Source organism: Aeromonas sp. Y311-2, from assembly GCF_027706025.1.
Lineage (GTDB): Bacteria > Pseudomonadota > Gammaproteobacteria > Enterobacterales > Aeromonadaceae > Aeromonas > Aeromonas veronii.
Window position 1 is genome coordinate 404,405 of the sequence record NZ_JAPDCL010000001.1, and the last position, 15,416, is coordinate 419,820.

The window sequence follows — 15,416 nt, forward strand, 5'->3', positions numbered from 1 at the left end:
TCACTTTCTGGCAGCGTGGCTGGCTGAAATTGGGTCGCAGTGGCCGCGCTGGCTGGCGCTGGCTTGGCCGTCTACCACGCTGGCTGCGTGTCTCGGTGCTGGGGGTTGTCGCACTGCTGCTGTCATTGCTGGCGCTGGATCGACTCTTCCCGCCGCCGCCACTCGACCCTGCCTATGCACGGGTGGTGCTCGACATGAAGGGGCGGCCGCTGCGCGCCTTTGCCGATACCAGCGGCGTGTGGCGCTACCCCGTGACCCTGGAGCAGGTCTCCCCCCGCTATATCGAGGCGTTGCTGGGTTACGAGGATCGCTACTTCTGGCGTCATCCCGGGGTTAATCCGGTGGCCATGGTGCGCGGGGTCTGGCAGTGGCTGCGCTATGGGCGGGCTGTGTCGGGCGGCTCGACCCTCACCATGCAAGTGGCGCGCCTTATCGAGCCCTACCACAGGAGCGTGCCCGGCAAACTGCGTCAGATGGCCCGTGCGCTGCAACTGGAGTGGCACTACGACAAGCGCACCTTGCTCACCGTCTACCTCAATCGGGCGCCGTTTGGCGGCAACCTGGAGGGTGTGCAGGCGGCAAGTTTTGCCTACCTTGGCAAGAGTGCGGCCAAGCTGACCTATGCCGAGGCGGCGCTGTTGGCGGTGCTGCCGCAGGCTCCCAGCCGCAATCGGCCGGACCGGCATCCCGAGCGGGCCCGCGCCGCCCGTGACAAGGTGATGCAGCGGCTGGTAGCGCAAGGCGTCTGGCCCGAACAGGTGTGGCTGGAGGGGCGTATCGAGCCGGTGCTGGCCCGCGGTCACTTCACGCCGATGGAGGCGCCGCTCTTTGCCCGTCTCGCCGCCGACCATCAGGCCGGGGCGCTGGTGCACACCACCATTGATGGCGATCTGCAGCGCTGGTTGGAGGGGCGGGTGGCGAGCTACATTCGCCGCTTCCCCGAGCAGACCTCAGCGGCGTTGCTCTTGGTAGATAACAAAACCATGGCGGTGCGCGCCTATGTGGGCAGCGCCGAGTATGGCAATTTGCGCCGCCACGGTTATCTGGACATGGTGCAGGCGATTCGCTCTCCCGGCTCTACGCTGAAGCCCTTCATCTACGGTCTGGCGATGGATGAGGGGCTGGTGCACTCGGCCTCCCTGCTCTCCGATGCGCCAAGGCTGGGATCTGATTATCGCCCCGCCAACTTTTCCGGCGCCTTTCAGGGGCCGGTGACCCTCGCTCAGGCGCTGCAGCAATCCCTCAACGTGCCGGCGGTGCAGGTGCTGGAGGCGCTCGGGCCGGACAAACTGGTCAGCCGCCTCGACAACGCCGGGGTGAGACTGGCGCTCTCCGACAAACCCAATCCGGCCATCGCGCTGGGGGCTGCGGGCATTAGGCTCGAGCAGCTGGTGGCCCTCTACAGCGCACTGACCCGGCAGGGGCAGGTGGCGATGCCGGTCTGGCTGGCGGGGCAGCAGGCGGTGTCACGCCCCTTGCTGAGCCCGGGAGCGGCCTGGATCATCTGGCAGATGTTGAGTGCCCAGGGGCGCGCGGATCAGCCCTTTGCCAGTGAGGCGACCGGCCGGGTCAACCGACTGGCCTGGAAGACCGGCACCAGCTACGGCTATCGCGACAGCTGGGCGATGGGAGTCTCCGGTCGCTGGACCATCGGCGTCTGGCTGGGGCGCCCCGACGGTACCCCCATGCCCGGTTTTTACGGCCAGAGCGCGGCGGTGCCGCTGCTGCTTTCGGTTTACTCGCGACTGGCTGACAACAGCCCTCTGCCGGCACAGCCCAACACGGTGAGCGAGGCCGAAGTGTGCTGGCCGCTGGGGCGCAAGGCCAGCGCGACCCTGTCTGAGGTTTGTTTGCAGCGCCAGAGCGCCTGGTTGCTGGCAGGGCGCGATCCTCCCACCTTGCCGGATCCCATGGACTGGCCCTCGCCGCTGCGCCAAGTTGCACTCACTACCGAAGGCAAGCCGACTCTGACCCGTTGCCCCGATGCGGCGCAATCCGGTTTTCGGGCGCTCTGGCCATTGTCACTGGAGCCGTGGCGAACGCCCGGCGAGCGACGACAGGCGCTGCTGGCAAGTGGTTGTGCTGGGGAAGGGCAGAGCGCCGAGCAGCAAGCTCCAATTCGCATCATGGCGCTGGGGGAGGGCAACCTTATCCGCAGCCAGCGCTACCGGTTGCAGCCCAAGGTGCTTGGCGGTGTTGGCAAGCCAGCCTGGTTTCTCAACGGCCAGCGACTGCGCTGGGACGGGGATCAGGTGCTGAGTGTGGCGGGTCGTTATCAGCTGGTGGTGGTGGATGAAGCGGGCAACAGCGATCGTATCGAGTTTCGCGTGGTGCATCCTGACAGTGATGCCAGCACCATCACCCGTTGATCGTTTTGCCGACAGCCATTGAGGTGAATGTAATTAACTATTTGAAATGCATCAATATTTGATTGGATGAATTAATTTGTGAATAATTACGAATTCATTCAAATCCAATCGGGAGTTCTCTTTTGCTGCGTGTTCTGTGTCCCTTGCTGGTGCTGATGAGTTCGGGTTGTGCCACAACCAATCATGGTGATCACCATGTTTCTCCTGAACGTACCGGGTTCTATTCACCTTTCGAACCTGCTTCCGAGAGTTTTGCGCGTTGCTATCAGAAACAGTTTGCCTGTACCCCTGCCAATATCCGCCGTGACAGGGCGATGGAGGCGCGCAGGCAGGCGCAAGAGCGGGCCAATCACCGGGGTGATGATTGGTAGGCAGCAGAAAACGAGAGGGGTTGGCAGATGCCAACCCCTTTTTCATTCCGCCAATTCAGCCCTGTTGGCGCAGATGACCGAGCCGGGTGAAGAAGTGCTGGCTCTTGCGTTGGTGAAAGTGGCTCTTCTTGATGGGATGGAAGATGAGGCGGCTTTCGGGATGGCTCGCCTTTAACTGGTGGAGCATGGCTACGGCGGGCAGGCTGGTGCTGACCAGGGTGGTGAGTGGCATGCTGAGGGTCTCGGGCCCGAGCAGTTGATTGAGCCCTTGCTGAGCCTGCTCAAAGCGGGTCACGGCCGCCGGGTCGGCATAACCGCTACCCAGCATGGTGAGCAGGTTGTCGAGGGCCAGATGAAATTCGGCCAGCTGTTGGCGAAAGCCGCTGCGCCCGCGCAGGGCAATCAGCTCTGCCAACGGAATGTCGGCCAGGTGAGTGGGCACTTGCAACGGGATCTCGAGGTGGAAGCAATCCTGACCACCGCGATTGTGGTAGCGGGATTCGAGCAGATGGAGCAGTCGGTCGAGATAGTCGTGATCGGTAATGAGCGCCCCGTCATTGGCGAGTGCCCACTCACGGGCGAGACGCATGGAGAGCAGATTGGCAAAGCGCCGCGCCATTCTGATCCCACCCTCATCCCGGGTCGCAAAGCCGTGAGTCAGGCAAAAGCCGTGTAGTCGCTCCAGTCCCGCCTGATCCGGGCAGAAGCAGTCGTGGTTGGCCTCCTGACGCCAACGACCAATCAGCTCCTTGTTGCCAAACACCTTGTGGCGGACGAAATCGGGGGCCACCAGGCCGCTTATCTGGTTCTCCAGTTGCGGGGTAATGGCGGCAAAGAAGGCGGCATCGGGTCGCTCGGCCAGCAGATCGGTCTGCTGTTGAAGGGTATCGAGCAGGGCGGTGAGGCCGCTCTTTTCGCTGACGGTGAAGACGAAGGCGAGCCGCTCCAGATAGAGCAGGGCAAATTTGAGCCAGAGTTCGTCGCGTACCTCCATGCCGGGGTAATAGATATAGGTCTTCATCGGATCAGTCTGTTGTCAAAAATCTGGCGAGGCGCAGGGTCGGGAATATACGCAAGATTGCGGCCGCGCGGCAAACACTGCGTGGGGGAATGTGAGCAAACGCTCATCCAGTAGGCGCTGGCCACAAAGTTCTGATATAATTCGCGCCCTTAAATCAAGGTCACCCGAGTCATTACCATGAAGTTCATTATCAAGCTGTTCCCGGAAATCACCATCAAGAGCAAGTCGGTTCGCCAGCGCTTTATCAAGATCCTGCAGGGCAATATCCGCAATGTCCTGCGCCGCTTCGACGACGATGCCCGCGTACGGATGGATTGGGACAAGCTGATCGTGAGCTCCCGCAATGACCAGTTCCGCGAGCAGGCTATCGAAGCTTTGGCCTGTATTCCGGGCATTCAGGCCTTCCTCGAGGTACAAGCCAGCAAGTTTACCGATCTGCACGACATCTTCGAGCAGGTGAAAGCCGTATGGGGCGACCAGCTCAAGGGCAAAACCTTCTGCGTGCGCGCCAAGCGCCACGGCAAGCATGAGTTCTCCTCCCTCGAGGTTGAGCGTTACGTGGGCGGTGGATTGAATCAGCACTGCGAAAGCAATGGTGTGCGCCTCAAGAACCCGGATGTGAAGATCAACCTCGAGATCGACGGCGAGGAGCTCTTCATCGTCAGCGCCATCCATCAGGGCCTGAGCGGTATGCCCATCGCGACCCAGGAAGATGTGCTGAGCCTGCTCTCCGGCGGTTTTGACTCCGGCGTGGCGTCGTTCCAGTTCATCAAGCGCGGCTGCCGCGTGCACTACTGCTTCTTCAATCTGGGCGGTGCTGCCCACGAAATCGGCGTCAAGCAGGTGGCCTATCACCTGTGGAACCGTTTCGGCTCCTCCCACCGGGTACGCTTCACCGCTGTGGACTTCGAGCCGGTGGTTGCCGAGATCCTCGAGAAGATCGACAACGGTCAGATGGGCGTGGTGCTCAAGCGGATGATGATGCGTGCTGCCGCCAAGGTGGCCGACGAATTCCAGATCCCGGCGCTGGTGACCGGCGAGTGCGTGGGTCAGGTATCGAGCCAGACTCTCACCAACCTGAACGTGATCGACCGGGTGACCGACAAGGTGATCCTGCGCCCGCTCATTACTTGGGACAAGCCGGATATCATCAGTGAAGCCCGCCGCATCGGCACTTTGGAGTTTGCCGAGACCATGCCGGAGTACTGTGGCGTCATCTCCAAAAAGCCGACCGTGAAGGCCGAGCTCTCCCGCATTGAAGAGGAAGAGGCCAATTTTGACTTCTCCATTCTGGACAAGGTGGTCTCCGAGGCCCGTTACCTTGATATCCGCCGTATCGGTGAAGAGACTGCCGCTGAAGTGCAAGAGGTGGAAACCACCCAGGTGCTGGGCGCTGACGAGGTGATCCTGGATATCCGCTCTGCCGATGAACACGACGAGAAGCCGCTGGTGGTGGAAGATCGTGAAGTACTGCATATCCCCTTCTTCAAGCTGGCCACCGCCTTTGGCGATCTGCCCAAGGAGAAGACCTACCTGCTCTACTGCGATCGCGGCGTGATGAGCAAGCTGCAGGCGCTCTATCTGAAAGAGAAGGGCTTTGACAACGTCAAGGTGTACCGCCCGTAAGCGCGCTTTCGCCTTCAATAAAAAATCCGGCCAATGTGCCGGATTTTTTATTTCACTGAGTAATGACTATCAAGGGCAGGGAACCGGGGTGAAGGAGTCTTGCCCCTGGCAACGCCAGCCCATTTCAGCTTCCCGCATCTGCCACAAGTTGTCGCTGCGATAGAGGGTCAGGATGTAGATCATGTCGCTCTTGCTGCCATCGAGGGCGACCGAGAGTACCAGATCATTATCTAGTTGCTGGGCATGGATGCGACTGGGTATGTCGCCATGGCCGACGAATCGCAGTGCTACCTCACGGTAGTCATTTACCCAGTTTTGCTGTTGATGGCTTGCCTGGCGTATCTGCTGGTTGAACTGCTGCACCGGCGCCGAGGCCAGTCGTCCAAATACCACTTGTGCTTCGGCGTGGGCTGCCGTCACGTTCGCCAGGAGAAGGGTGGTAAGCATACCGATTTTGCGCATGAGAAGTTCCGGCTAACAACGACTGCTTCTATGACAACAGAAAAGCTTATTTGGTTCAACGCGTGGCCCACAGCGACATGATGACGCTGTGGGCCTGCTCTCAATTGCGTTGCAGGGAGAAGGTGGGCAGCGACAGATGCCAGTAGATAGCCGCGACCCGCAGGCCAAACACGGCCGTCATGCAGATGAGCATGGCCGTTACTCTGTCCATGTTGGCCTCAAGCGCCAGGGTATAGAGAATGCCGCCAAGGATACAGGCGGTGGCATAGATCTCTTTTTGCAGCACCATGGGTACCTCCCGCGCCAGTACATCGCGGATCATGCCACCGGCTACCCCGGTCATGGTGCCCATGATCACGGCAATCAGCCCCGGGGTGCCGAAATTGAGGGCCTTCTGGGCACCGATAACGGTAAAGAGGGCCAGTCCGAAGGCATCCGCCACCGGCAGCACATACCAGGGCATCCTGCGGGGCAGCTTGACCATCCACATACCGATCAGCGCCGTTGCGATGACGACCCATATATAGAGGGGATCGCGCACCCAGAATACAGGGGTGGCTCCCAGGATCATGTCGCGGATGGTGCCGCCGCCGATGGCAGTGACCGCCGCTAAAACCATGACGCCAAACCCGTCCATTCTGAGTCGGCCAGCCACCAATACCCCTGAAAACGCGAATACCGCAGTACCAAACATGTCGCTGATGTAAACAATCTGCTCAACCAGTGTCTGCATGGAGAACAACTCACGCCAAATTGTTGATGGGGCCGCGATTTTAGGGGCTGGTGAGCCCAATCGCCAACAGTGCTCGACAAAATTGAGAGTCGGGACGGATTTTTTCTCGCGGCATGAACCGGGTGAGGCTCGTGCGTGCCCGTAGCTCTCCGCCGTTGGCGAGCTTTAGAAGGTTGAGTTCCATCACAGGTTTAGGCCCGATTTTTTCCTTAAGTATCCCCCCGACCCGCCGATATATAAGATAAGCGGCGTTAATGCGATGAAGCGTTGAAAAAAATGCTAAAGACATCCAAAAACGAGCCGTTAAATAAGACGCATCGGGCACAGAAAATAATAAAGCTCGAGCAAATAGAAGAGTAAATTTAATAGCTTAGGAGAATAGTCATGGGCCTTTTTATCAACACTAACGTTTCATCACTCAACGCTCAGCGTAATATGATGAATGCGACCAAATCACTGGATACTTCCTACACTCGACTGGCATCTGGTTTGCGTATCAACAGCGCCAAAGATGATGCCGCGGGTCTGCAAATTTCCAACCGCTTGACCTCTCAGATCAACGGTCTGGATCAAGGTAACCGTAACGCTAATGATGGTATCTCTCTGGCACAAACTGCGGAAGGGGCCATGGATGAAGTGACCGGCATGCTGCAGCGTATGCGTACTTTGGCACAACAGTCGGCTAACGGTTCCAACTCTGCCAAGGATCGTGAAGCACTGCAAAAAGAGGTGGATCAACTGGGAGCAGAGATCAACCGTATATCTACCTCTACCACATTTGCGGGGACCAAACTGTTGGATGGTTCTTTCGGGGGGACTTTCCAAGTCGGTGCTGATGCTAACCAGACAATCAGCTTTAGCTTGTCACAGGCCAATGGTTTCAGTATCTCCGGTATTGCGGCTGCAGCAAACACAACAGTGGATGTTGGTACTGTTATAGGTACAGCTATCAACGTGACAGCTATATTTGTCGCCGGTAGTTCTATCAGCATCAGTACCCAAAGTGGTGCACAGCAAGTGTTAGCTGCTGCTGATGCGATGCTCGGGGTCGTTGATAGCAAGCGTGCTGAACTTGGTGCAGTACAGAACCGGATGGATTCGACTATTCGCAACCAAGCCAACATTTCGGAAAACGTTAGTGCAGCTCGTTCGCGTATCCGTGATGCTGACTTCGCGATCGAAACTGCCAATATGACCAAACAGAATATCCTGCAGCAGGCAGCTTCCAGTATCCTGTCACAGGCCAACCAGAGACCTCAGTCAGCACTTCAGCTGCTGCAAGGCTAACAAAAGAAAACAGGGCGGTTGTTCAGGCCGCCCTGGTCAAGAGATGGAACAAAGGGGTGTTCGGGTTCGCACTCTGTTCTATCGGGAGAGATATAATTCTCTACTAGTAATGCCAAGTGTTGTCCAGCTGTTCAGTTCTGTCACGCTTGGTCATATTCTCCTGAGCATATGCTCATTTTTAGGCCGGTTCTCCGGCCATTTTTTATTGTGTCGCCAAATTGGCGTCACTCCTCCCAGTGTGTGCATACATCATGCCAAAATTATATTTCCTCAGGCTCATCTATGGGCATGGCTGGAAGGCTCTCCCATAGAGGGTGGGGTGATTGAGTATGTTACCCCTCACAGGAGAAGACTTGCCGCTATCGGCAACAATTTTCCTAAAGCTTGGCTAAATTCTGCCGCTAAAAAGATGACGCAATCGAGGGGTGTTCGGAATCCAACGTTTGCATAGCTGCGGGTAGTCTGTCTGTTCAAACAGGTACCCGCCAGAAGAGAGAGGCCAGTTCAACCTCCTCTTCTACGGTGGGTCGTCACTCAGTTATGGTGACGCAACCCGCAGTCGCATGTTCTTCGGGAGAATTTATTATGGCTATGTTCATTAACACTAATACGTCATCACTGAACGCCCAGCGTAATTTGATGAATACCACCAAATCTCTGGATACCTCGTATACCCGTTTGGCATCCGGTTTGCGTATCAACAGCGCAAAAGATGATGCTGCGGGTTTGCAGATCTCCAACCGTTTAACTTCTCAGATCAATGGTCTGGATCAGGGTAACCGTAACGCTAACGACGGCATCTCTCTGGCACAAACGGCTGAAGGCGCAATGGATGAAGTGACCGGCATGCTCCAGCGCATGCGCACCTTGGCGCAACAATCTGCCAACGGCTCAAACTCAGCAAAGGACCGTGAGGCTCTGCAGAAAGAGGTTAACCAGCTTGGGTCCGAGATCAACCGTATCTCTAAAGACACTACGTTTGCAGGTACTAAATTACTGGACGGCACTTACGGTGGAACTTTCCAAGTCGGTGCTGACGCCAACCAGACCATCGGTTTTAGCTTGTCTCAAGCTGATGGCTTCAGTATCTCTGGAATTGCTGCTGCGGCGAATACTACCGTTGACGTAGGCACCGTGATTGGTACCGCGATTAACGTTACTGCTATTTTTGCTGCAGGTAGCTCCATCAGCATCAGTACTCAGAGCGGAGCACAGCAAGTCCTCGCTGCTGCAGACGTCATGCTGGGAGTTGTGGATAGCAAACGAGCTGAGCTTGGTGCCGTACAAAACCGCTTGGACTCAACCATTCGCAACCAGGCAAACATCTCTGAAAACGTCAGTGCTGCACGTTCGCGCATCCGTGATGCCGACTTTGCGACTGAGACAGCCAATATGACGAAGCAGAATATTCTGCAGCAGGCGGCCTCAAGCGTTTTAGCTCAGGCTAATCAACGTCCTCAATCAGCACTATCTCTGCTTGGTTAATAGTTCCTCACTTTTGTGTAGCAGTCTTGAACTCAAGCGGCCAACTTAAGGCCGCTTGAGTTTTATTGAGCTTTCTGAATACAACCTGGGAAAAGTCGGGTAATGCTTGCGTTATGTCTGCAAGGCTGGTTGAAAAAGTGATGAGAGAAAGCGTTCTGTTTTTGCCAATAATGTCCTAAAGATTGCGACTTGGCCGCCGTTAACCAAGATGAGGCAATCGAGGGGTGTTCGGAATCCAACGTTTGCATAGCTGCGGGTAGCCTGTCCGTTCAAACAGATACCCGCCAGAAGAGAGAGGCTCGTTCAACCTCCTCTTCTACGGTGGGCCGTTGTCAGCTTTGACAGCGCAACCCGCAGTCGCATGTTCTTCGGGAGAATTTATTATGGCCATGTTTATTAATACCAATACGTCATCATTGAACGCCCAGCGTAATTTGATGAATACCACCAAATCTCTGGATACCTCGTACACGCGTTTGGCATCCGGTCTGCGCATCAACAGCGCGAAAGATGATGCAGCGGGTCTGCAGATTTCCAACCGTCTGACCTCCCAGATCAACGGTTTGGATCAGGGTAACCGTAACGCCAACGACGGTATCTCTCTGGCTCAAACGGCTGAAGGCGCGATGGATGAAGTGACCGGTATGTTGCAGCGCATGCGTACGTTGGCACAGCAATCTGCTAACGGTTCCAACTCAGCCAAAGATCGTGAAGCATTGCAGAAAGAGGTTGACCAGCTGGGGTCAGAGATCAATCGCATTTCCAAAGATACGACTTTTGCGGGAACCAAGTTACTTGATGGTTCTTATACAGGTACTTTCCAGGTCGGTGCTGACGCCAATCAGACGATCGGCTTTGCACTTGATCAATCCGCTGGTTTTAGCATCTCCGGTATTGCTGCCGCCGCAGCGACAACTATTGCTACAACGGCAGCTGCTGTTGGTGTCACGACCATTTTTGTTGGTGGAAGTGCTGGTGGTATCAGCATTAGTAGTCAGAGTAACGCTCAAAACGTATTGGCGGCAGTGGACTCAATGTTGGGAGTGGTTGATAGCAAACGAGCCGAGCTTGGTGCGGTACAAAACCGATTAGATTCGACTATTCGTAACCAAGCTAATATCGCGGAAAACGTTAGTGCCGCTCGCTCTCGTATCCGTGATGCGGATTTTGCGACCGAGACTGCTAACATGACCAAGCAGAATATTCTGCAACAGGCCGCATCCAGTGTCTTGGCTCAGGCTAACCAGAGACCGCAGTCTGCTCTTTCCCTGCTTGGGTAATGGGTTGACTAGGCTGACTAAGATGGGAGAGATAAGATGGCAACCGAAATAGGCAATCTGTCATCTGCCAATGGCGCTTCCTTACAGCTAAGTGACAAGAGCGGCCAGGTGGCCGCTCAACTGCTTTCTGGCACGGTAGAGGATGCCGGGACTGTACAGCAAAAAAGTCAGGAGCAGGCCAAGGAAACTGAGCTTCAACAAGTGCAGAGCCAGGCAGATTTTGAAAAACAGGTACAAAACTTGCAGGAATTTGGCAAATTGCAAGGGTGGACCGTTAATTTCAGCATGGAGCAGGAGTCTGGCCAGGTGGTAATAAAGGTAATGGATTCTGATACCCGCTCGGTGATCCGCCAGATCCCTACAGAAGAGTTGATTGCTATCCACAAGCGGATCCAGGCGTTGCAGCAAGGTGAAGCAGGGGCGAACCCTAAACGCGGACTGTTGTTTGATAGCGAGATTTGAACCGAATTGATGAGGAGAAGATAACATGGCCATTACTTCTGCCGGGGCGGGCTCTGGGCTTGATCTTGAGAGCGTCATCGCTGCTAGCGTAGCGGCCAAGAAGGCCCAGCTACAGAAACCGATTTTGACCAAGCAAAACAGCACCCAGATCAGCATATCTGGTATAGGCCAGCTGAAGTCATCCCTCACCGCATTCACCGATATTCTCGATACCTTGAGCAAACCAGGGGCCTTCAACAAGCGAGCCGTCACCATCACCCAAGATAAAGATAACCCGGTGATGAAGGTGGAGAGTAAAAGTGGTGGCTCCAATGGTCAGTACAATATTACCGTCAATAAATTGGCAACCACTAGCCGTGTTGAAGGTGAATTTGCCAGTTCGACAACTCCACTTGTGACTCAGGATGGTCAGTTGACCTTCAAAGCCGGTGACAAGGAATTCAAGGTTGATGTCAAGGCCGGGGATACTCTGCAAGACATTCGTAAAAGTATTAATAGCAACGGAGATAACTTCGGTCTTAGTGCAAATATTGTCAATACTGCCGATGGTAAGGCAAAATTTGTTATTGACTCTGGGATATCTGGAGATGGCAAAGATTTGCTGATCACTGGTAATAATTCTGAGCTGGATATCTTTGCAACTGGTGCTACTGGTTCTGCGATGAGCCAAAAGCAAGCCGCTAGTAGTGCTGAAATTACTGTTGATGGTAATACACTTAAAAGTGATACCAATGTGTTTGACGACTCTATTCAGGACTTAAAATTAACGGTTTTACGTGTATCCGATAAAGAGAATGATGGCACAACTCTGAAATCCAATAAAGTTGCCATAACAACTGATAAAACTGCGATTCAGGATATGGTCAAGCAGTTTATTGATGGTTATAACGCGCTGCAAGATAAAATGGACGCGTTGGGCAAGCGTAATAGTATCGTTGGTGGAGTTAGACAAGATGATGGTGGCGCGCTCGCTGGTGATGCGAGCACTCGTACCATTAGCAGTTTTATGGCTAATACTGTAACAAATAAAGCAGGTACCAGTACGACTTACTCAACCATCTTTGAAGTAGGCATTAAGATGGATAATAAAGGCAAGTTGTCTCTGGACAAAACAAAATTTGATGATGCTGTTGATAAAAACTTTGACCAAGTCGTTGGGCTTTTCGGTGGAGAAAAGGGTATTGCTGCAACCTTGAATACAGGTTTAAAAGAGTATTCCAAGTCTGGCGGTATGCTGGATCAACGTACAGATGTTTTGAATGCCGATCTGCGTAGCTTGAACCAGAAGCAGGCCACATCAAACGCTCAATTGGTTAAATACGAAGCTTCACTACGTGCTCAATATGGTAGCCTAGACGCCTTGTTAGTGAAAATGAATCACTCAGCGGCAGCACTGCAATCATTACAGATTAATAACAAGAAATAAATTTATATTACGAGGAGCAGGCTATGTACCAGCGTAATCTTAAAGCATATAAGGCAACCAGTGTCGCTGCTGACTTGGCTGTTGCCGATCCTCATCGTGTTATTCAGCTCATGATGCAAGGTGTACTTGAACGTTTGGCTCAAGCCAAAGGTGCAATTGAACGTCGTGATATGGAAGCAAAATCTACCGCTGTATCGAAAGCTCAGGGGTTATTACATGGTTTGCAGGATGCACTTGATATGAGTCAAGGGGCTATTGCTGAAGATTTATATAGCCTCTATTCCTATATGGATGAGCGAATTTGGGATGCAAGCCTTGCATTGGATGTAGCCCCGATTGAAGAGGTCATGGCTTTGATGGTTACTATAAAATCTGGTTGGGATCAGTTACCAGATTCTGCTAAACAACAGGGCTATCAAATGAGACAGCAACTGGGTGAGTTGTAATGACCACTTTAGCCTCTTTGCAACAAGCTCTCACAGAAAATTACGAGCAACTTCAATATCTATTAGCCAGAAAAAGCTATGATGATGCTCTGATCTGTATGGATTATCGGATTTCTTTGATTGACCGTTTGTTGTATCTCGTTGAAAGTGAGCCTTCACTAAAACAAGATGCCACTTTATTGGCTACATTACTTTTTCAACAAGAAGAAAGCATGAAAAAAGTGGCATCTGATCACCGTAAAATCATTTTCAATGAGTTGTCTGTGATTGGGTTGGCGAGTAAAGCAAAGCAAATTTATAGTGTGAATAGCAAGGAGTTCTGATGTCGGAAAATATTGATGATATTTTGGAAAAAGCTGAAGGTGTTGCTTTACGACTAAAAGAACGTGCAGAGCAAGAGGCTGCCATGTCGGTGGCCTTGCCGCTTCGATTCTCACAGAATATTGCTGCATTTCGTAAATATATCCCCCATATTGCAGATATGTATGAGTCATATCAACCAAGCCGACCATTTCGTTTTTTTTGTAATGAAAATGGCCAGCCAAATATGGCTTGGATCGATGATGATGTCGCGGTATATGGTGATGAGCCGTATCTTATCTGTGAGACATTAGTTAAAGAGTTCATGGATAAAGGGGGATTATCCAAGTTCTCATTTAGTCAAGAAGCCAACCCACTCGGATTTATGCACGTTGAGTATCTTAATAAACTCAATGCTTATCTTGATGATCTTGCTGCTCGAGAAGAACCATTAAAAAAAGTACCAACTGAAGTTCCGACCGCACTGGTGTTTGGGGTTGGGTTGGGTTACCACCTTGGTTATCTTTATGAACAATGCAAAATTGGCACCTTATTTCTTTTTGAACCAGATCTAGATCTTTTTTATGCATCTCTTTTTTGTTTTGATTGGGCACCTCTGCTTGATTATTTATATAAAGAGAACCTTGGTCTCCATATCCTGTTAGGCCAGGATGAAGATACTATTTTTAATGATTTTGCATCTGCTATTCATAGCCGTGGTTCTTTTCTTATCGCTAATGCCTTTATCATGTGGGGTTACCAAAATGATAAAATTAAATATTTAATTGAGAGAATCCAGCGGGAGTATTATCTTCTGGTGATGGGGTGGGGTTTTTTTGATGATAATCTGATAGCTCTTTCTCATACGGTTGATAATCTTGAACGAACTGTTCCGTTCCTGGTGCAGGGGAAGAAAATTCCATCGGAATATAATAGAACCCCAGTTTTTGTGATTGCTAATGGTCCATCTTTGGATGCATCTCTTCCTGTTATTGAAAGGAATAAAGAAAAAGCAATTTTAATTTCATGTGGTAGTGCTATTTCTGCATTGCATAAAGTAGGTATTAAACCAGATATTCATGTTGAGACTGAACGAACTAAGGTTGTTTATGATTTCTTGGTTAATATGAATGACCCAGATTATCTTAGAGATATACTTTTCCTAAGCACGGATGTTATTCACCCCTATTGCTCAACGCTGTTCGACAAATCAGCATTAATGTTTAAACTTAGTGAGCCTGGAGTTATCCTCTATCATGTAAACTTCCCTCTTCTTCCCAAATATGCTGCATTGGGAGGGGTAAACCCTTTAGTCGGGAATATCGGGGTGAGTGCACCTATTCATCTTGGTTTTAAAAATATATATTTATTTGGCCTCGATAATGGTTATAAAAACAAAGGGCATCATCACTCGAAATTTAGTGCTTATTATAACAGTGATAAAGGTGCTGAGGTACTAGGTGAGTTGATGTATGGAGACAGCCAGTGGCAGCATGAAGGTAATTTTGGTGGTGTTGTAATAAGTAACGCCATGTTTAATACATCTCGAAAAGTTATTGAGCAAGTATTAGCTGCGAATGAACATGTTCAGTGTTTTAACTGCAGCGACGGGGCTAAAATTGCAAAAGCAAGGCCATTGCCTGATAGTGAGATCAGTTTTTCAGGAGTCATAGATAAAGCTGAGCTGATTCACCAAATTACACAGCTATCAACCCCGATCCCTCTGTCAAAAGAAGACTTCAAACCATATCTTGATGTTGAGTTTTTCGATGTTTTAATCGATAAAATGATGGGTGAGTGGCAACAGAAGTTCTCATCTAGAAATGAAATTAATCAATTAATGTTGCGTAATTTTGGTTATCTCGCACAGATTGCAGCAACTCGGCAAAAACATATATCTCAAATTATGATTGGCTCAATGAACTATGTGTTTACCATATTGAGTTCAATTCTCTATTCTTTTGATGGAGAGGAAAAAACGATGGAGCTGATGAGGCCAGCAATCAGCTTATGGTTAGACTTTTTGGCGAAAGTAAAAGAGATGTATCCAAGAGCTTTCGATAGTGTTGATATGGTTGATAATGAAATTATGTCATTTTTTAGAAAATAATGATGTTTCTGATGTAGTGAACAATGCATTATTCTTTT

The 15,416-nt window shown here is 51.8% G+C and carries 13 protein-coding genes; 10 read left to right on the forward strand and 3 right to left on the reverse strand.

Features of this window, described 5'->3' with window-relative positions:
• Positions 1-23: 23 nt before the first annotated feature.
• Positions 24-2,369, forward strand: a complete 2,346-nt coding sequence (gene pbpC, locus OKC42_RS01760; protein ID WP_270803988.1) for a penicillin-binding protein 1C — start codon at positions 24-26, stop codon at positions 2,367-2,369.
• A 426-nt stretch (positions 2,370-2,795) separates the two neighbouring features.
• Here the strand turns inward: pbpC and OKC42_RS01765 are convergent, their stop codons facing one another.
• Positions 2,796-3,761, reverse strand: coding sequence for a hypothetical protein (locus OKC42_RS01765; RefSeq protein WP_270803786.1), 966 nt, complete (start codon positions 3,759-3,761; stop codon positions 2,796-2,798).
• A 177-nt stretch (positions 3,762-3,938) separates the two neighbouring features.
• Here OKC42_RS01765 and thiI point away from each other — a divergent pair, with 177 nt between their 5' ends.
• The gene (gene thiI, locus OKC42_RS01770) at positions 3,939-5,387 is read left to right on the forward strand and encodes a tRNA uracil 4-sulfurtransferase ThiI (protein WP_139463962.1); all 1,449 of its coding nucleotides are present in this window, start codon (positions 3,939-3,941) and stop codon (positions 5,385-5,387) included.
• A gap of 69 nt (positions 5,388-5,456) precedes the next feature.
• Here the strand turns inward: thiI and OKC42_RS01775 are convergent, their stop codons facing one another.
• Together OKC42_RS01775 and OKC42_RS01780 are read right to left on the reverse strand one after the other, a co-directional pair.
• Positions 5,457-5,849 carry a hypothetical protein gene (locus tag OKC42_RS01775; protein ID WP_033138631.1) on the reverse strand — a complete coding sequence of 131 codons (393 nt, stop codon included), beginning with the start codon at positions 5,847-5,849 and terminating at the stop codon, positions 5,457-5,459.
• 100 nt (positions 5,850-5,949) lie between these two features.
• Positions 5,950-6,582, reverse strand: a complete 633-nt coding sequence (locus OKC42_RS01780; RefSeq protein ID WP_005333975.1) for a trimeric intracellular cation channel family protein — start codon at positions 6,580-6,582, stop codon at positions 5,950-5,952.
• 384 nt (positions 6,583-6,966) lie between these two features.
• Between OKC42_RS01780 and OKC42_RS01785 the strand changes: the two genes are divergently transcribed.
• The 8 genes from OKC42_RS01785 (at position 6,967) to OKC42_RS01820 (ending at position 15,378) form a co-directional block, all read left to right on the forward strand.
• Positions 6,967-7,869, forward strand: coding sequence for a flagellin N-terminal helical domain-containing protein (locus OKC42_RS01785; protein WP_236272150.1), 903 nt, complete (start codon positions 6,967-6,969; stop codon positions 7,867-7,869).
• Between the two features lie 585 nt (positions 7,870-8,454).
• Positions 8,455-9,354, forward strand: a complete 900-nt coding sequence (locus OKC42_RS01790) for a flagellin N-terminal helical domain-containing protein (protein WP_064336736.1) — start codon at positions 8,455-8,457, stop codon at positions 9,352-9,354.
• 383 nt (positions 9,355-9,737) lie between these two features.
• A complete protein-coding gene (locus OKC42_RS01795) occupies positions 9,738-10,634 on the forward strand; it encodes a flagellin N-terminal helical domain-containing protein (protein ID WP_064336735.1) in 897 nt (298 codons plus the stop codon).
• Positions 10,635-10,670: 36 nt separating this feature from the next.
• Complete coding sequence (locus tag OKC42_RS01800; protein WP_064336734.1) at positions 10,671-11,096, forward strand: flagellar protein FlaG; 426 nt, start codon at positions 10,671-10,673, stop codon at positions 11,094-11,096.
• Positions 11,097-11,121: 25 nt separating this feature from the next.
• Entirely contained in the window at positions 11,122-12,522 is a 1,401-nt protein-coding gene (gene fliD / locus OKC42_RS01805) for a flagellar filament capping protein FliD (protein WP_270803785.1), read from the forward strand.
• A gap of 23 nt (positions 12,523-12,545) precedes the next feature.
• Positions 12,546-12,968, forward strand: coding sequence for a flagellar export chaperone FliS (gene fliS, locus OKC42_RS01810; RefSeq protein WP_042083790.1), 423 nt, complete (start codon positions 12,546-12,548; stop codon positions 12,966-12,968).
• Positions 12,968-13,291 (forward strand): hypothetical protein, encoded by a 324-nt coding sequence (locus OKC42_RS01815; RefSeq protein ID WP_270803784.1) that lies wholly within the window; start codon positions 12,968-12,970, stop codon positions 13,289-13,291. Before fliS ends, OKC42_RS01815 begins: the two co-directional genes overlap by 1 nt.
• On the forward strand, positions 13,291-15,378 hold the full coding sequence (locus OKC42_RS01820) for a motility associated factor glycosyltransferase family protein (RefSeq protein ID WP_270803783.1): 2,088 nt from the start codon (positions 13,291-13,293) through the stop codon (positions 15,376-15,378). Before OKC42_RS01815 ends, OKC42_RS01820 begins: the two co-directional genes overlap by 1 nt.
• Positions 15,379-15,416 lie beyond the last annotated feature (38 nt).